The sequence below is a fragment of the Nostoc sp. NZL genome (genome assembly GCF_015714705.1).
Lineage (GTDB): Bacteria > Cyanobacteriota > Cyanobacteriia > Cyanobacteriales > Nostocaceae > Nostoc > Nostoc foliaceum_A.
Genome location: NZ_WBKL01000195.1, coordinates 44,310 through 61,980, shown reverse-complemented (window position 1 = coordinate 61,980; position 17,671 = coordinate 44,310). Strand labels below are relative to the sequence as shown.

14 protein-coding genes are annotated in these 17,671 nt (G+C 41.9%); 5 read left to right on the top strand and 9 right to left on the bottom strand.

All coding sequences use genetic code 11. The features are described 5' to 3' along the window. Positions 1-232 precede the first annotated feature (232 nt). Entirely contained in the window at positions 233-5,284 is a 5,052-nt protein-coding gene (locus F8R90_RS28915) for a PAS domain S-box protein (RefSeq protein WP_196513500.1), read from the bottom strand. 258 nt (positions 5,285-5,542) lie between these two features. Here F8R90_RS28915 and F8R90_RS33590 point away from each other — a divergent pair, with 258 nt between their 5' ends. Together F8R90_RS33590 and F8R90_RS28910 are read left to right on the top strand one after the other, a co-directional pair. Beyond that, complete coding sequence (locus F8R90_RS33590) at positions 5,543-5,674, top strand: hypothetical protein (protein ID WP_269141812.1); 132 nt, start codon at positions 5,543-5,545, stop codon at positions 5,672-5,674. Positions 5,675-5,834: 160 nt separating this feature from the next. Next, positions 5,835-6,473, top strand: a complete 639-nt coding sequence (locus tag F8R90_RS28910) for a histidine phosphatase family protein (protein WP_196513499.1) — start codon at positions 5,835-5,837, stop codon at positions 6,471-6,473. A gap of 106 nt (positions 6,474-6,579) precedes the next feature. Here the strand turns inward: F8R90_RS28910 and bioF are convergent, their stop codons facing one another. The 6 genes from bioF to xseA all read right to left on the bottom strand — a co-directional run bounded on the left by bioF (position 6,580) and on the right by xseA (position 12,233). Then, the gene (gene bioF, locus F8R90_RS28905) at positions 6,580-7,767 is read right to left on the bottom strand and encodes an 8-amino-7-oxononanoate synthase (RefSeq protein WP_196513512.1); all 1,188 of its coding nucleotides are present in this window, start codon (positions 7,765-7,767) and stop codon (positions 6,580-6,582) included. 42 nt (positions 7,768-7,809) lie between these two features. Beyond that, positions 7,810-8,442, bottom strand: a complete 633-nt coding sequence (gene ruvA, locus F8R90_RS28900) for a Holliday junction branch migration protein RuvA (protein WP_190898940.1) — start codon at positions 8,440-8,442, stop codon at positions 7,810-7,812. Beyond that, positions 8,442-9,200, bottom strand: a complete 759-nt coding sequence (locus F8R90_RS28895) for a sucrose-phosphate phosphatase (RefSeq protein ID WP_196513498.1) — start codon at positions 9,198-9,200, stop codon at positions 8,442-8,444. Before F8R90_RS28895 ends, ruvA begins: the two co-directional genes overlap by 1 nt. Positions 9,201-9,389: 189 nt before the next feature. Continuing rightward, the gene (locus F8R90_RS28890; protein ID WP_196513497.1) at positions 9,390-10,589 is read right to left on the bottom strand and encodes an FAD-dependent monooxygenase; all 1,200 of its coding nucleotides are present in this window, start codon (positions 10,587-10,589) and stop codon (positions 9,390-9,392) included. A 155-nt stretch (positions 10,590-10,744) separates the two neighbouring features. Further along, on the bottom strand, positions 10,745-10,972 hold the full coding sequence (gene xseB / locus F8R90_RS28885) for an exodeoxyribonuclease VII small subunit (protein ID WP_190898937.1): 228 nt from the start codon (positions 10,970-10,972) through the stop codon (positions 10,745-10,747). Beyond that, entirely contained in the window at positions 10,965-12,233 is a 1,269-nt protein-coding gene (xseA, locus tag F8R90_RS28880; RefSeq protein ID WP_196513496.1) for an exodeoxyribonuclease VII large subunit, read from the bottom strand. The genes xseB and xseA overlap by 8 nt, the downstream gene beginning before the upstream one ends. Positions 12,234-12,535: 302 nt before the next feature. Here xseA and F8R90_RS28875 point away from each other — a divergent pair, with 302 nt between their 5' ends. Both F8R90_RS28875 and F8R90_RS28870 read left to right on the top strand, forming a co-directional pair. After that, positions 12,536-12,739 (top strand): hypothetical protein, encoded by a 204-nt coding sequence (locus F8R90_RS28875; protein WP_196513495.1) that lies wholly within the window; start codon positions 12,536-12,538, stop codon positions 12,737-12,739. Between the two features lie 70 nt (positions 12,740-12,809). Further along, positions 12,810-13,190: a PIN domain-containing protein gene (locus tag F8R90_RS28870; RefSeq protein WP_331000743.1), complete on the top strand. Its 381-nt coding sequence runs from the start codon at positions 12,810-12,812 to the stop codon at positions 13,188-13,190. A gap of 75 nt (positions 13,191-13,265) precedes the next feature. Here the strand turns inward: F8R90_RS28870 and F8R90_RS28865 are convergent, their stop codons facing one another. After that, positions 13,266-14,042, bottom strand: a complete 777-nt coding sequence (locus F8R90_RS28865; protein ID WP_196513494.1) for a DUF262 domain-containing protein — start codon at positions 14,040-14,042, stop codon at positions 13,266-13,268. Positions 14,043-14,704: 662 nt separating this feature from the next. Between F8R90_RS28865 and recA the strand changes: the two genes are divergently transcribed. Then, positions 14,705-15,784, top strand: coding sequence for a recombinase RecA (gene recA, locus F8R90_RS28860; RefSeq protein WP_196513493.1), 1,080 nt, complete (start codon positions 14,705-14,707; stop codon positions 15,782-15,784). A gap of 256 nt (positions 15,785-16,040) precedes the next feature. Here the strand turns inward: recA and F8R90_RS28855 are convergent, their stop codons facing one another. Then, entirely contained in the window at positions 16,041-16,778 is a 738-nt protein-coding gene (locus F8R90_RS28855; protein WP_442946765.1) for an FHA domain-containing protein, read from the bottom strand. Positions 16,779-17,671 lie beyond the last annotated feature (893 nt).

Here is a 17,671-nt window from a genome sequence, read left to right as displayed (position 1 = left end):
GTAATTCGTAATTCGTAATGGGCTACGCTAACGTAATTCGTAATTGTTACACCACGGATAGATGCGTTTGCTTTGAAAAAATAATGGGTTTTTTGTTTGTTCTTAACCTTGATTTTAATCCAATACGGTTTAATCAAGGGCTACTGGCAAAATTTTGGGTTTTTGAGACGCGATAAATCGCCGTCTCTACAAGTGTTTTGGGTTTTAATTAAAATGAATTACGAATTACGAATTACGAATTACGAATTATATTGTCGATCGCAGTAGCTAATTCTCCTGGATCGACGGGTTTAGGTAGGTGTTTTTGAAATCCTGCTGCCATTGCTTGGTTGTAGTTAATCTCTCCAGCATAGGCAGTCAAAGCGATCGCTGGAATTTGCCCGCCTTGTTCTGGCGGTAATCTTCTCACCTCGCGCAGCAGCATATAGCCATCCATCAAGGGCATTCCAATATCGCTTAACAAGATATCTGGCTTTGATTGCACTAATATTTCCAGCGCTTCACTTGCTGATTCAACTGCTGTTACAGTTGCGCCATATTGTTCCAGCGCAAAGCTAAAAAACTCTCGCACATCAGCTTGATCGTCCACAAGCAAGATTTGCACTCCAGCAAGTAATGTGTCTTCAGTACTAACTTCTGGTTGAAAAGCCTCATCGCTGCTGACTCGCAACTCAGAATTTTTCAGCAAAGGTAGTCTGACTGTAAAAGTAGCCCCTTGACCTTCTCCCAGACTCTCTGCCTGAACTGTACCACCGTGAAGTTCTACGAGATGGCGCACAATTGCCAGTCCCAATCCCAATCCGCCAAATACTCTAGTTGTTTTGGCATCTGCTTGGCGGAAGTAATCAAAGACGTAGGGCAAAAATTCCGGGTTGATGCCTTTACCTGTATCAATTACTTGGATTTGGGCATCTAAGCCAACTTGCTGTAAATGTACTTCTACTTGTCCATCTGTGGGTGTGAATTTAACGGCATTGGAGAGGAGATTCCACATTACTTGTTGCAAGCGATCGCTATCACCGAGAACTTTGCCGATATCATTACTTAACACCGTTTGAATTTGAATTGACTTGGCTTCTGCTGCTAAATGTACCGTTTCTAGTGCAGATGCGATCGCTACTTTCAAATCCACTGCATAGAGATTTAACCTGACTTTACCTTGTAAAATCCGCGAAACATCAAGTAAATCTCCAATCAATTGGGTTTGTAACTTAGCATTCCGCTCGATTGTTTCCAATGCCCGGATTTTGGTGGGTTCGTCGAACTTGCGGGTTCTGAGTAACTTTGCCCACCCTAAAATCGGATTCAGGGGAGTTCTGAGTTCATGGGAAAGGACAGCGAGGAATTCATCTTTAATTCGGTTGGCTGTCTCGGCTTGTGCCCTTGCAGTCTTTTCGGCTTCGTAAAGTTGAGCGCGGGCGATGGCTTGTGCACACTGTTGTCCCAGTGTCAACATAAATCCCCGGTCTTCTTCGTTAAATATTTGTACAGTTTTAAAGCTTAATCCCAGTGCCCCAATTACTTTGCCTTCTGCTATCAAGGGAATGGTAGCCCAAGCATTATTTCCTGTAAGAGTCACAGCATCTCTTAAGTTTGGATATCTAGCAATCAAGGCTGCTAAATTTTCTAAAAAAATCGGCTGCCTAGTTCTGACTGTTTCTGCGATTTGGTTAGGTGCAGTGATGGGAAAAGTTGTCCAAGCATTTATGACTGATTGCGGATAGCCAATTGCTTGCACAATTTTTAGTTCTGTACCTTCCTCAATAAGCAAGACAACGGAACCAGCAGTGGCTTCTAAGGCGGCAATCCCTTGGTTGACTACTACATCAGCCACCTGTTGGGGAGTTAGCGCTTCGGAGAGGGCAGCAGTTATTCTTTGTAAAAGTACCGTGCGATTGACAGACCGTTCAGCTGCTTGTTTTGCTTGTTGAGTTTCCTGGTAGAGTCTGGCATTGTCGATAGCTGTCGCCGCCCGACGAGCAATATCCTCTGCTAAAGCCAAGTCTGTTTGTTTGTAGTGCCGACCTGACTCGGCTGTGAAAAAAGAAATTGCTCCAAATAATTGCCCACGAGAACGAACTGGAATCACCATTAAAGAACAAATACCCAGGTTTCGCAGCAATTGCAGATGTTCTTCATCTTGAGCCATCTGTACAAGATTAGAGTCAGATAATTCGGGATAAAAGATAGATATTCCTAGCCTTAGCTGCCGGACAAGCTGTTTGGCTTTGGTTTTGGGTCGATAACGCCGTCGGATTTCGTCTAATGTATTTTGTTTTGTGGGGTCGGCAATTGCGATCGCAATTTGTCTGCTTGACCAATCTTCCTGGAAAACATCTACAATACACCAGTCTGCGAGGGTTGGAACTGCTAGATTAGCCACACTTTCCAAGGCAATTTCATAATCCAATGAGGCCGCTAGTAAGGTGCTGGCTTCGACTAAAAACTGTTGTGTGGCTTCAACTCGTTTGCGTTCGCTAATATCTTCAATAATGCCTAATGCATACTTTGGAACTCCCTTCGCATCCCAAACTGCTGATGAAGTTAGGTTTACCCAAACAATGGAACCATCTTTGCGGATGTAGCGCTTCTCTAGGGAATAACCACTAATTTCTTTTGCCAAGACTCGCCGAGCATTATCCCAATCAACTTCTAAGTCGTCAGGGTGGGTAATTTCCTCGAAGTTCATTTGAATTAACTCTTCATGGCTGTATCCAGTAATTTCGCACAGAGCAGAATTAATTTGTAGAAATTGTCCATCCAACGCTACCAGACTAATCCCCACAGCTGCCTGGTTGAACATTGTTCGGAATCTTTCTTCGCTTTCTCGCAAGGCTACTTCTGTTTGCTTTGCTGCTGTCACATCTGCCAAAATAATCCCAATTCCTACCGTTTCGCCCATTGCGTTTTTGACCGGGTAATAGTTGCCCAGCCAGTAACCGTAACGTTCGGGTTGCTCCCTTGTCTCACCGCTAACTTCCACATTTAGCAGGGGTTCTCCAGTATCCAAGACACGCTGTAACTTTGGCTCAAACTCAGCCGCCATCTTTGGCAACACTTCCCCAAATTTGCGTCCTAGATGTTCTTCTATGGTTAAACCGTTAATGTCAGCGAAAACTTGATTAATGCGGATATATCGCAGTTCCCTATCTAAAAAACATACGGCAACAGGAGCAGCCCCTAGCAGCGCATCTAAAAGAGATAGAGATTCGGCATAATGGACTAAAGCCTGCTGGATGTCTCGATAAAGTCGGGCATTTTCTACTGCTAAAGCAGCACGATGGGTAATATCTGTTGCTAAAGTTAGGTCAGTGTGATCGTAGCGACGGTTTGATTCGGCGGTGACAAAGGTGATAGTGCCAAGTACTTGCCCTTGTGTGATTAACGGCACAATCATCACAGACTTCATCCCCAATTGCCGAACAAGTTCTAAGTGTTCCTGATTCTGAGTACTTGCCACTAATAGCGAATCAGATATCTCTGAAATTAATTCACTTTGCCCGGTTTGCAGTACTCTAGTAATTGCACTTGCACCTTTGTAATCTGTTGCATACTGCTGGAGTTTACGCGCCAACTCCGCTTTGGATGAGTCTGCATGAGCAATGGGTAGGCGGCGAATGGAACCATCTTCATTTAAAATGTCAACGCTACACCAATCAGCAAGCTGGGGAACTGAGATTTTGGCGATTTGTTCTAAGGTTTCTTCGTAATCTAGCGAAGTAGAGAGTAAACTACTAATTTGGGCAATATAGCGGAGTCTTTTCTCAGCCTGCTTACGCTCTGTAATATCAACAACAAAAAAAGCTCCTCCATTTACAGTGCCTTCAAAGCGGCTAGCACCTACCAAAATCGGGAAGCGTGAGCCGTCTTTATGGATATATTCCTTTTCATAGGGTGTGCAAAAGGAACTGTCTTGAAGTTGAGTCAGTGCTTGCTTATCGATTTGCACGTACTCTGTAGGAGTTAAATCTTGCCAGTTAATTTTTCCAGAAACTAATTCTTCACGGGTATAACCCACCATATTCAGCAAGGCATCGTTTGCTTCTGTAATCCCACCGTCTCTATCCCAGAAGCCAATACCAATCATATTGGACTCAACCACACTGCGAAACTTTGCTTCACTTTCCCGCAGTGCTTGCTCAGTTTGTTTCAGTTGAGTAATATCAATTGAACTAATGCCCACTCCCAACAACTGCCCATCCGGCAAACACACCGGATAATAGCTGACAAGACCATAACGATATACTCCAGGCGGATAAGTTTCACCGCTCACTTCCTGGTTGAGTAAGGGCTGCCCGGTTTGCATCACTTGCTCAAAAACAGGCTCAATTTGCGCCGCCCATTCCGGTAGTACTTCCCTAAAGGTGCGACCAATATGTTGATTTTGCGGTACACCATTGGTAGCTGCCAACGCTTCATTAGCATGAACGTAACGAAGTTCAGTATCGAGAAAAGCCAGCGCCACTGGTGAACTAGTAAGCCAAGCATTGAGTAACGCCAGAGATTCGTCTTTTTGCTGAATAGCTTGCTGAAGTTCCTGGTACAACGTGGCTTTTTCTAGTTCTGCCTGCTTGCGCTCAGTAATATTCACACCTACACAGGTAATACCCTGAATGCTATTGTCTATATCCCTTAACGGTTCAACCAGCAAATCATAGTAACGGTCTTCTCCACAAATTGTTAGATAAACCTCTTCACGGGTTGAAATACCAGTCTCTAGCACCTTCAGCTTAATTGCGCCCAATTGCTCTGCTACTAAAGCTGGAAACAATTCATAATCAGTCTTACTTAACATTTCCTCAGTAGTGTCTAGACTTTGAGGATTATGAATCCACTGATATCGTAAATCGCGATCGTGCTGAAAGATCACGATATCTGAACTACTTAACGCTAATCGAAATCGCTCCTCACTAACTCTCAGCTTTTGTAGATTTCCATCAGCCCGTTTTTTAGCAGTCTTTAATGCCTCACATAACACACTAAAGAGTAATCCTTGTAATGCAAACAACCCAATTCGCACAAAATTGGATAAGTCAAAACTCAGCTCATAAGCTGGGGGGAGAAAGAAGTAATTGCTCAGTAACGCAGACAAGCCGGTTGCTAACAGCCCTGACTTCAAACCACCATACCAAGCACTCACCATTACAGCGCTAAAAAACAGCAAAAAAGGAGTTCCACTCATGCTTAACCAGGGGTCTAGTATCAGCATTACCACTAATGCAGTTGCAACAATTAATACAGTGACGCTATAACGAAGTAACAGGGAATAATGAATATAGGGCATGAAAATGTTTTGGAACAACCAATACTTATTGCAAAGGCTGTATACACCCTAAGCTAGTTTGCAAATTTTAGTAATTTATCTTCAGATAGATTTTTCTTTATTTAAAAAAGCTTCTTTTGTGAGAGGTTAATTACTCACTAATATAGTATTCAAAGCCAAAATTGATCGCTAATTTTCTATATCTATAACATCAGTTTGGCGATCATAAATACTCAAATCGAAGAAATGCAGTGACCCAAGCTTATAAAAAATCTCAAAATGAAGCATCGGAATGAACTGAAGTTGGAGGATGTTGCATCTGGGTATAAAATTGCTCAGAAAGCTCTCAATCGGTTCAGTTTAGCTGTTTGGGGAATTCGCCAACGGTATCCGTATCCCGGCTCAAACTAGAGTACTAGCTGAAACCGCTACTTTTGTCTTCGATTTCAAAAGTTTGTGGTTGATTAACTTTTTTGGTTAATTACTTTGTCCTGGTGTCACATACTCGATTGCGAGATTGATGGTATTTTATTTTTGCACAAACTCTTTTATCTCAATCACGATACAAGCTATGACACTCAATTTATATTTACTGCGACATGGAGAAACTACTTTTAGTCAAAGTGGTAATTTCTGCGGTGAAACTGATGCGGAGTTGACAACAGAGGGGATGCAGATGGCATCTGGTTTTGCTGATGTTTATCAAAAATTGAAGTGGGAAGCAGTTTATGTTAGCCCGATGAAGCGCACAATTGCAACTGCCAAGCCATTTTGTGATGCTATCGGTATGGATATGCAGTTGCGTGACGGACTTAGAGAAGGTAGTTACGGCGAATGGGAAAGGAAGAGTAAATCGTTTGCCCAAGAGAATTACGCAGAAAACTATGTAAAATGGTTGACAGAACCCGCTTGGAATGCACCCATTGGTGGAGAAACTGCGGTAGATATTGCTAACCGTTCTATGCCTGTAATTGCTGAAATTCAAGAAAAACATCACCAAGGTAATGTTTTAGTAGTTTCCCATAAAGCCACGATTCGGATTATGCTTTGCAGTTTACTGGGAATTGATTTGGGACGCTATCGCTATCGGGTGAATATTTTGGTCGCGTCGGTAAGTATGGTTAAATTTGACGTTAATGGCCCTTTGTTAGAAATATTAGGCGATCGCCATCATATACCCGATCATATTCGCTCTCGTCCGGGAACATAATAGTCCCTTAAATAAAAACCGAAGACCAACACAAAAGTTTCAAATTGCAGCTTGTTGCCAAAACTTTGCTAAAGTCAATCTTCAATTAATCCCCAACCTACTGTGATCAATTGGCATAAAATTCGCTGTAATTGACATCCTTTAGTACTGCTACCAATTTGTCAATATGTGCTGCTTCATGAGTTGCCATTAAAGATATTCTGATCCGACTTGTGGGCACTGTGGGAGGACGAATTGCTGGGGCAAAAATGCCAGCATTTCTTAGCTGTTTTCCAGCTTTGAGGGCATCTGTTGCACTGGACAATTGAAAACATTGTATAGGTGATTCCGAAGGCAGTAATTTTAAATTAGATAACTGTTGTTGCAGCAAATTTTTCAAGTAATGTACATTTTGCCACAATTGGGTCCGGCGTTGCGGTTCTTGTTGGACTATCTTGAGCGCTGCTAAAGCCGCCGCCGTATCAGCAGGCGAAAGCCCAGTGGTGTAAATCCAAGTGGGTGCGCGGTTCCGCAAAAAGTCAATTAGGGCACTACTTGCTGCCACATACCCGCCTAAACTACCCAAAGCTTTACTCAAGGTACCAACTTGAATTAACGGCTTTCCTGTGCATCCAAAATGTTCGACACACCCAGCGCCAGTTTTTCCTAGTACCCCAGTGGCATGAGCTTCATCAACTAGCAGCATACAGTTAAATTCATCAGCAACATCCAACAGTGCTGGCAACGGACATAAATCGCCATCCATGCTGAAGACGCTATCAGTAAGAATCAAGCAGCGTCGGTAGTTCTGTCGCTGTTGACTCAACTGAGTTTTTAATACTGCGATATCACAGTGCGGATATTCCACAAATACTGCACCGCTGAGAGTCGCCCCATTTTTCAGACTGGAATGATTGTACTGGTCAGATAAAATTAAATCACGCTTGCCAACAAGGGCGGTAATTGCGCCCAAATTGGCTAGATACCCAGAACTAAATACCAAGGCATCTTCTGTTTGTTTGGTAGATGCGATCGCCTCTTCTAAATCCCTGTGCAATTCCCTATGCCCGCTGAGTAATCTAGAACCAGTACTACCAGTCCCAAATTCTGCGATCGCAGCAGTTGCGGCTGCCATTAACCGCTCATCCCCAGTCAGCCCCAAATAGTCATTACTGGCAAAATTAATTACCTCTTGCCCAGCTAAAACCACCGTTGCACCCGGACGACCGTGGATTGTTTGTACTGAACGATACCAGTCTGCCCGATGAATTGTTGCTAAGGACTGTTCTAGCCAAGCATAAGGGTCTGTGGGCATTGGGAATTGGGAATTGGGCATTGCACACCTGACAAATGACAATTAAACTTGTTCGCTGCTGAGATGAGCGATCGCTTGTTTAATCCAATCTTCGACATAGGCATCTTTGGGTAGTCCAATATCTTCACTCACCACATGCAGGGCGTGGCTGACCTCATGGGCAGTATATCCCAAGGCGAAGAGGGTCATTTGCACCTCTTCGAGAATTCCCGGTGCTGGCCCACCTGTGGCGACGAAGAACCCGGCTGATTTGCGCCACTCGACCAATTTGCTTTTCAGTTCCAAACAGATGCGTTCTGCGATTTTTTTACCGACACCTGGAGCCTGAATTAAGATTTGTGTATTGCCAGCGATAATTGCTTGGACTAAATCTGGTAGTTCCAGAGTGTCCAACAGTGCGATCGCTAAGGCTGCACCAATACCTGTGACAGTCAGCAAGTGGCGAAATAAATCGCGTTCGGCTGGCGAAGCAAAGCCATAAAGTAACGGCACTTCTTCACGAATTTGGAAATGGGTAAAAATTTGCGCCACTCCTCCTGACTCTGGTAACTGGTTTGCTAGCCGTTGGGGAACTTGCAAATCATACCCCAAGCCATTCACTTCCAGAGTCAGAATCACGCGATTAGCGCCAATTGTTTGGATACCAGCGACTATACCTTTTAGATAACTAATCATTACAAGAGACCAAAATAATTTAAGCCTTCAATAATTCCACCTGCACAAAAACCTTTTGCCAGGTAGCGATGGTCAGCGGGATACTCATCGTGCCATTGGAGTAACTCTTTTCGGGCATTCCCCACAATGATTCCCCGTTCGTTGCCTACAGCAAATAAAGCAATATCATTACCTGAATCACCACAGACAACTGTTTGTTCTGCTGCAAATTTCCACTTTTGGCGTAAAAACTGCATTGCCTGACCTTTATCGCTGCTATGGGGTACAATGTCAAGGTCAATACCGCTACTGTAGATTAACTTTACATTTAATTTATATTTCTGCAACTCTGCTTCAAGTTGTGGTATTACTCTGAAAGATGCCTCTTGTTGTAAGAAAAAACTCACTTTGAAGGGACGCTGTTCTGAATCTGGTTGGCGAACTAACTCACGGTATTTCTTAGTAATAGATAAGACAGTTTCCCGTTCCCATCCCGGAGAGAGGATTTCTGACCAACCTGAGTCTGGAGTATCAGTATCATCTAAGTAAATTTCCGTACCCACCGAAAGGACGAGGGCATCCGGTTGCAAAAGATTTTTTTGAGCTTGGAGTTCTTTGTAAAGTACAGGCGATCGCCCGGTAGAATAAACAATTTTTGTACCGTATTCTTGGCGATGTTGACTCAGCAGTTGATTTAGTTCTGCTAAAGCGCTGTCATCGCCCACGGTGCGATACACGAGGGTGTCATCCAAATCAGTGACAAAAAGGAATGGTTTCATATAGCGGTTCTCAGTTGAGTGCAATATTGCAGAAACAGTGAGTGAACCAAATAATGATATCTTTTTGAGTCACAGTATTCGATGTTCTAAAAGCGAAAATTACTTCCTTGTTATTGCTACATAACCGTATTTATTTAAGATCCTAAATTGAATCGAATTTTTGAATTTTATACTGATATTTGACAACGCTTAAACAGTTAACTGTATCTGCGATACTCCTTGGCGCAACTGGCGCTGTCGCTTAAGCCAAGACTGGCGAACGGGTCGGGAAATTAGGGGAGCTAGCTTGCTTACTGCCCATTGCATTGGTGGGCTTTTAGTAAGTCGTTCAGCCTGAGCCGCTTCTTCACTTTGAAGCTGCTGCGATCGCACAATTTCTGGCTCTCGTTCAGCTTGAATCTGTGGCAATATCGCATCAATATCTGCATATTCTGCTCCCTGGCGCAACAGGGGAACCAGATAATTTGTTGCAACAATCACATCCCGCAATGCCATATTAATACCCTGAGCGCGGATAGGTGACATTGGATGAGCAGCATCGCCCAAGAGTAGTAACCCTGGCACAGACCAACGCGGACACCGCCCGACTACAACGGATAATAATACAGGTCGCTCAATACTTTCTGCATTTTCCTGGAAATGCTCTGCTAACCAAGGAGGTGATACAGACGCAAACATTTCAGCCCAATTGACTTGCTTCCAATCCATCGGGGAACCCTCATAGAGCGACCAACCCACTTGAAGATTGCCCTCCGTATCACGAAATAATCCAAAAGCGTGACGACCGTTAACAATTGAGTAAAAGACATTTTCCGACTCAAAACGCGGACTATCTGCCAATTTGAACCAAAGAATATTGAAACTTTGGGACTGTTGCTCTAAAGTTAAGTTTGCTCGTTGCCGAACAATGGAATTACGACCATCTGCGCCAATAACTAAATCCGCAGAAATAGTCCGATTATCCCCTAGCTTTACACCAGAAACTCGGCTTTCGCTCCACAGTAAATCTTGTACAGGTTCACTCTGCACCAACTCAAAATTAGGATAAGTGCTAGCTTCCTGAATCAGCGCTTCCAGGAGGGCTGGCTGTGAAACAAGCATAGTGCACTTTCCACCAAGTTCCATTGGTTCCTCAACTCGAAATAGCGATCGCTTATTGATAATGAACTGCCAGGCATCCAAAGGGCGATGAGGAATGCGTTCTAACATGGGTGACAATCCCATCTGCTCTAAGGCATCCAGCCCACTAGGCATTAGCCCCTCACCGCGAAAAACTCGCCGGAAGTTACGGGATGCTTCAATCAGTTTGACTGCAATGCCCCGTTTGACAAGCAGGAGTGCAAGCGTTGCACCAGTAGGCCCAGCCCCAACAATTACAACTTGAGTCATCACTTTATAAATGTTATCTTAATAAATCAGCTATCTCTGCGTTAGAGAAATAGTTGTATTACTGTCACTAATTTAACAATCAAGAGTTATTTATCTCCATCCAGGAGAAATACAAAAATCTGAGCATATAAACTCACACGAGTAGACTCTCATTTCTACTCATCGCTTAATGTTTCAATCAACAAATCTACCTGCTGCTGTCGTTGCTGCAAAAAACTTTCGCACTGACGCAAATACTCCACAGCACTTGCAAATTGCTCAAACACAGCTTCCAAATCCAACTCACCCGCCTCGATGCGAGCGATAATTCCCTCTATTTCAGCAACCTTCGCCTCATAATTCCAACCTTCCTCAGAACTAGAAGCACTCTTACGTTTAACCATTTAACTCTTGGCGTCCTTGGCGTCTTGGCGGTTCGTTCACTTCCATAACCTTCACTTTAACCCCACCCTGCCCCAACTGAATCACTAACTCTTGCCCCACAGCCAACTCCGCCGCAGAACGAGCGATCGCCCCATCTTCCCGCCTAACCACCGCATAACCACGCTGTAATACAGCTTTCGGGTCAAGGCTAGCCAACTTCTGCCGCAACAACTCTAAATGCTGCACTGCTTGCTGCGATCGCCCCGTCGTAATTTGCACCAAACGCTGACGCTTCCAAGCTAGCTTGTCCACCTCCTGCTGCACTTGCCGATCTAACCGCAAACGTCGCAAACGGTTTCGCAATGCTTGCAGTTTATTTTCAGCAGTTTCCCCAAAGTCATGCACCGCTTCATGTAAAGCTACAACTCGCTGCCGATGCTCAGTATACAACTCTAAAAGTGCTGGTACAACCATTTCCGCTGCCGCCGTCGGTGTATGTGCACAAGCATCTGCAACTAAATCTGCTAAAGATTCATCTCTTTGATGGCCAATACCAGTAATTACAGGAATAGAACAACTAGCCAGCGATCGCACCACTCGTTCATCATTAAAGCAAGCCAACTCCTCCACCGCGCCACCACCCCGCGATAAAATTAGCACTTCGGCGCGACCATCTCTTTCCACCCGATCAATTGCCTTAACGATAGATTCCGGCGCTTGCTCACCTTGCACTGTAGCCGAAGAAAATAAAACGTGTAAACCTGGATACCTTTGTTTCAGGGTTTTTTGAATATCACCCCAAGCCGCCGCCGTTGGTGAAGTGACGACAGCGATCGTTTGGGGGTGAGTTGGGAGCGATCGCTTTCTTTGAGCATCGAACAACCCCTCAGCCAGCAAGCGATTTTTTAGTTGTTGATAGCGTAGCGCCTGTAAACCAACACCAGCAGGTAAAGTTTGCCAAACTGATAACTGATACTCTCCCCGTTGCGGATACACGCGAATACTACCCAAAATAATTATCTGCTCACCGGCAACTGGCATTTGGGCGAGTTTTGGCAATTGGGTATTCCATACCACACACTTAATTCCGGCGGTGCGATCGGTATCTTGTAGTGTAAAAAATAAACCACTGCGATGGTGGTTAGCACTAGAAACTTCGCCAGTTACCCAAACTTGCCGCAATTGTTCATCTTGCTCTAACAGCAAGCGGATATAGTCAGTTAATCCAGAAACTGAAAGTGCAGTATCGAGAATCAGAGAGTCGGGAAGGTCGAGAGTCATCAAAGATGCGTAAGAGCAAAAACCTAATCAAATCTTAGCAAATAACGTTAATTGATTTTTTGTTGTGTTGAATTATCAAATTGGAAATACCCTAAAATTAAATTAAACATAAATTAAGCAGTAAATAGTGCAAGGAATTGTTTAACTTGTATAGGTGGATAAGAAACTTATTCACCTATTTATTCATTAAAAGCAAACAACTCTGCACTTCTAACAAATATTTTGCCCCACTGCACACCATCAATGCTGAGTTACACTAGGTTAATGAACACTAATAATTTATATGGGAGTTTAAAATCATCATGGAAAAGATAGAACTTGAACTAGATAGGCTCACCTTTGAGCGAGCAAAAACTTTGGCAATAGTCAATCAATCAACTCTATCAGAACTAATTACTCATGTAATTGAACGTTTAGCAGAAATTCAGGAGAAAAAAGATCCATTAATGGGATTATATGCTGATGTCCCAGAAATTGTTGATGAAATTGTTGCTGAGGCAATGTAAAAAAGAGGATATACTGGATCAGATGAATAAAGTAGAAAAGTGCCTACTTGATACGGATATTCTTTCATAAATTATTAAACGAGCAAATCCTCGTATTATTGCTAAAGCCAATACCTACTTAAACCAGTTCGATAAATATACAATTTCTGTAATTACAGTTATGGAAATTGTAGAAGGTTGGCAAAAACGTAAGCAAGAAGAACGCCTTCAGCAATTTTTAACTATCGTGAGTTCACAGGAGATATTATCCTTTGATTTGGCAGAAGCAGTATTAGCAGGGAAAATCTACGCTGATTTAGAGACAACCGGAAAAAGAATTGGCTATCCTGATTGTATGATTGCAGCAATTGCCATCCGTCATAATCTAACTTTAGTTACTGGTAATTTATCTCATTATCAAAGGATTCAGGATTTAGATTATTCACTAAGATTAGATAACTGGCGTTTCTAGTGGCAATGGTGATGTATGAAGTGGCATCAAGTTTCGCCATTCGCTAAATGCTCTAATGCAGATGTATTTTATAACTTAATTAGGTTCAAAAAGTATTTCGTTAATTTCTTTAGCTATCTCTTGTATTTGATTCTGTATTTCATCTGGAAAAGATGACCAATACTTATGTCCTGTACCACTTCTAATAATTGCACGTGCAGCTATGCTATTAGGCTTTCTTCTAGATTCAAGGAGCTTTAGCTCAGTTTTATCAATTAGTGTAGCTTGTTGATTAATTTTGAAAAAAGAATTTTCTGCTTTACTCGCATCACCTTCAATCCATTGAAGTTGAAGTGCTAATGCTGATAAATTTTGAGCATATCTGATAATTTCTGGTTTGAATTTGTCAGGATATGTTCGAGCTAACTTAATATCCTTGTATGAACCAAATTTTTTATTAACTAATTTTCGCGTTTCTTGGGCAATTTTTATTTGTTCATCAGGGATTATCCCGTCATAAAATAATTTTGATATTGTTCCATCACCATAATCATCGTTTACCCAAGCTGCTAAAGCACTCAATCTATGGCTACCATCAATTCCGAATAAGTATCCGCCCGTACTTCGCCATAGAATAATTGCTGGTATTAAATCACCTTGTATAAAAGTTTTTATAAATTCGCATATTTTATCTTTATCCCATTCATTTGTTTCTCTTTGAAAATCAGGTTTGCGGATATTGGGGAAGAAAAACGAATCTATTTCTATATCTCCAATAGAAATTGTTTCTTTCTTTTTGCCTGGATTACTATTTTCTCCTACTTCAAAATCTTCTCGTGGAATTAAAGCATCCAAATTAACTTTAGTAGCCATCACTTTTAACTTATGTAATTAATTTTGTATAGTTTACAGCAGGTTTCATTTATTAAAACCACAATCTTGCCTCTTATGTGTGCCTTTGCAACTTTGCGTAAGACAAAATCAAGATGGTGATTCATTTACCTGACACTAGCTGTAAAACAGTTACAAATGTTACCAAATATTTTAGCATACCTGCAAATCAGACCTATTTATTGCTAAACTCATCACTGAGCATATCTCCCAGAAAAACCTACTTACGCTAAAGACAGAAGCAAAACCGTCACGTAAAGACTATGATTAAGAATCTCCCGTTTACCCAATGAAGCCACCGTCGTCGATGATATGCTAATTGGCATGACGATCGCTCCTAATTTAGCAACCTCTGCAAATGCTCACGAGTACGGCTCTACTGAGAGTGTTGTTTAGGTAATTTATTTTTTCTTTAAAATCCCTTGCTTACCCAGCCAAAAAAAGCTATCTCTGAATGCAAGTTGGTATCATTGTGCAAAACTACCCTAATCTGGTAGCGATCGAGTTACGATCTTGTCACACCCTTTTTTTGATTTGAGAAGTCCTATTCCAGAATTTTCTGGTTAAAATAGTATATCTGTTCTACTCAAACTCCCAGAGAAACACTCCTTAAAACCATATATTTAGAGGCATTAGAAGCAGAAATGGCTATCAACACTGATACTTCTGGCAAGCAAAAAGCGCTGACTATGGTGCTCAACCAGATTGAGCGCAGCTTTGGTAAAGGAGCAATCATGCGCCTAGGCGATGCTACCCGGATGCGGGTGGAGACGATTTCCAGTGGGGCGCTCACCCTAGATTTAGCATTAGGTGGTGGTTTACCCAAGGGGCGGGTAATTGAAATTTATGGGCCGGAAAGTTCCGGTAAGACTACAGTAGCGCTACATGCACTCGCTGAAGTGCAAAGAAATGGCGGTATTGCTGCCTTTGTTGATGCAGAACACGCCCTTGATCCCACTTATGCTGCGGCATTGGGTGTAGATATTGACAATTTGCTGATTTCCCAACCAGACACTGGCGAATCAGCTTTGGAAATTGTCGATCAGCTTGTTCGTTCTGCTGCGGTTGATATTGTAGTTATTGACTCAGTAGCAGCACTGGTTCCCCGCGCTGAAATTGAAGGCGATATGGGTGACATCCACGTCGGTTTGCAGGCGCGGTTAATGAGCCAAGCCCTACGTAAGATTACGGGCAATATTGGTAAATCTGGTTGTACAGTAATTTTCATTAACCAATTGCGGCAAAAAATCGGTGTTACCTACGGTAGCCCAGAAACTACTACTGGCGGTAACGCATTGAAATTTTACGCTTCAGTGCGCTTAGATATTCGCCGAATTCAAACTTTGAAGAAAGGTACAGATGAATTTGGTAACCGCGTTAAAGTTAAAGTCGCCAAAAATAAAGTAGCGCCGCCCTTCAGAATAGCGGAATTCGATATTATTTTTGGCAAAGGTATTTCTACCTTGGGTTGTCTTGTTGACTTAGCAGAAGAAACTGCCATTATTGTCCGCAAAGGAGCTTGGTATAGTTACAACGGCGATAATATCTCCCAAGGACGAGACAACGCCATTAAGTATCTAGAAGAAAAGCCTGAATTTGCTGAACAAATTAAGCAACTGGTGCGTGAAAAGTTAGATAAAGGCGCTATTGTTTCTGCTAACTCTGTAGCTAAAGCCAGTGAAGGAGATGAAGAGGAAGAAGTCGATTTAGAGCCAGAAGAATAAGAAATGTGGATTTATCAATCTGCAAGTCTTAATGTGTAGTGGGTTGCAAAGACAGCTAACCCACCTTTTACAACATATTGATGAGTTACAGCAAGCCTAAAAAAATGATTGCCACTATATGACGAGCAATCATTTTATTTTTATAGCGTTTGTCGTTGGAATAAGTTAAAAGTAGGGGCACAACATTGTTCATTGGTGTGCCCCTAAGAATTGTGTATATTTCACGCGATTGAAAATTACTATAATTTCCAATTTTTTAGCTGGGATTATATGGTATCTGTCTGCTAAAAAAGCGATCTAAAATTTCTGATTTCTGTTCTGAACTGAAGTTGTCATACCAATGTTCAAACTTCTCAACTAGCCCAGAATTTTTGAAAATATCTGAATTATCATCTGGTTTTTCAAACAAAGGTTTTGGTCTTTCATGGGGATAAGTAAGTATTTCTACCTCATTATCGCTCTTTCGATGCACAAGTTGCATCAATAACTCCATTGCGACAGTTGGCAAAACACGACACGTATAATTCATGAAAAAATCAAAAGTCATACTACCTAGACGGATGCGATCGCCATCTTTGAGCTTGATCGGCTCCTCTGCGCGATCGCCATTCACAAATGAGCCATTGGTACTCTTGAAGTCTATGAAGTAGAAACCTTGATCATCAATATATTGAATAGCAGCGTGGCGACGAGACATATAACTATCAGGAATGCAAATACCACTGCTGCGATTACGACCTATTGTCCAGATTTGCTGTGGCTGCCGTAAACTTTGGGTCTGATTGTCGCACAAGTTAGTCATCAAATAAACAGCAGCACTATCCACTACACCATGTACATAACATACTTTTACCCTCCTCAGCGACGGTTGAGATAGGTTTTCTAGCTGAAGAATTTCATCTAGAAGGCTGCTGTGGTGTTCATACAACTTCAGGAATACTTGGTATAAAGTTAATCGCCGTTCTATTTCCGTTTCTGCAAAGTCAGCCATCATACGTAAACCTTGTACTACCTGATTTTGGTTATGAATATTCTGCTTCAGTCTACAATCAGGGATAATTACGTTTTCACTTTCCGCTGGCTTAATAGCGTTAGGTTTTACAAATTTTAGGTGCAAGATTCCCTGTTGTTTCTAGGCATAAAAAGAAAGCATGAAAATATCTTTAAAAAATTATTATACTTTATTGTTTATTGTAAATAATCATTTGCTATTTGTAACAGATAAAAACTATGAAGATTTGATTAAGAATTACCAAAGATCAGCATATTTTTGCTATAAAACTGGATCTTTCTTAACATTTGCGAGAGCAATGGCTATCGCTCAACCCAACTATTATATATACTTGGTCAATTCTGAATAAATCTGAGTTTTACCTGAAGAATAAGAGCTTCTTTATCAAGCTAGTGAGGAAATCAAAGCCTTGTGAACCTTAGAGGGTATTTTAAAAGTATTTGACGAATGGAATTCGCTACTACAAAAGCAAAGCTCACCTCCGTGGACTAATGCAAAATTAAGGGTTTTGCCTGTGTAGCTATGATTTATAAAATATATAAAAATAAACTTTTATAAGAGAATGCTTTAAAACAATACAGTTCAGTTTAAGACTTGATCCTCCTTAACCGTCCTTAAAAAGGAGAGAACAGCGCTCTTTTATTACTCTGAAAAAATAAAATATTTGTAGATTAGGTTGAACAAAGTGAAACCCAACAGAATCAAGGATTCTTGATGTTGGGTTACCCTACGGGATTTTGCTACGTTCCTCAACCCAAGCTACGCCTAGATTTATAAAAACTAATCAGAAACCAATGTTTCTGATTTTTATCTCGTGAGAGTCATAAAACAGCGTTAGTCTGGCAACCAGAGCGAGTAGCTCTCAAATTTAAACT

Excerpts from the sequence above, each read along its gene's own strand:
- F8R90_RS28915 (WP_196513500.1), bottom strand. The coding sequence starts at position 5,284 with ATGCCCTATATTCATTATTCCCTGTTACTTCGTTATAGCGTCACTGTA.
- F8R90_RS33590 (WP_269141812.1), top strand. The coding sequence starts at position 5,543 with ATGAAGCATCGGAATGAACTGAAGTTGGAGGATGTTGCATCTGGGTAT.
- F8R90_RS28910 (WP_196513499.1), top strand. The coding sequence starts at position 5,835 with ATGACACTCAATTTATATTTACTGCGACATGGAGAAACTACTTTTAGT.
- bioF (WP_196513512.1), bottom strand. The coding sequence starts at position 7,767 with ATGCCCACAGACCCTTATGCTTGGCTAGAACAGTCCTTAGCAACAATT.
- ruvA (WP_190898940.1), bottom strand. The coding sequence starts at position 8,442 with ATGATTAGTTATCTAAAAGGTATAGTCGCTGGTATCCAAACAATTGGC.
- F8R90_RS28895 (WP_196513498.1), bottom strand. The coding sequence starts at position 9,200 with ATGAAACCATTCCTTTTTGTCACTGATTTGGATGACACCCTCGTGTAT.
- F8R90_RS28890 (WP_196513497.1), bottom strand. The coding sequence starts at position 10,589 with ATGACTCAAGTTGTAATTGTTGGGGCTGGGCCTACTGGTGCAACGCTT.
- xseB (WP_190898937.1), bottom strand. The coding sequence starts at position 10,972 with ATGGTTAAACGTAAGAGTGCTTCTAGTTCTGAGGAAGGTTGGAATTAT.
- xseA (WP_196513496.1), bottom strand. The coding sequence starts at position 12,233 with ATGACTCTCGACCTTCCCGACTCTCTGATTCTCGATACTGCACTTTCA.
- F8R90_RS28875 (WP_196513495.1), top strand. The coding sequence starts at position 12,536 with ATGGAAAAGATAGAACTTGAACTAGATAGGCTCACCTTTGAGCGAGCA.
- F8R90_RS28865 (WP_196513494.1), bottom strand. The coding sequence starts at position 14,042 with ATGGCTACTAAAGTTAATTTGGATGCTTTAATTCCACGAGAAGATTTT.
- recA (WP_196513493.1), top strand. The coding sequence starts at position 14,705 with ATGGCTATCAACACTGATACTTCTGGCAAGCAAAAAGCGCTGACTATG.
- F8R90_RS28855 (WP_442946765.1), bottom strand. The coding sequence starts at position 16,778 with ATGATGGCTGACTTTGCAGAAACGGAAATAGAACGGCGATTAACTTTA.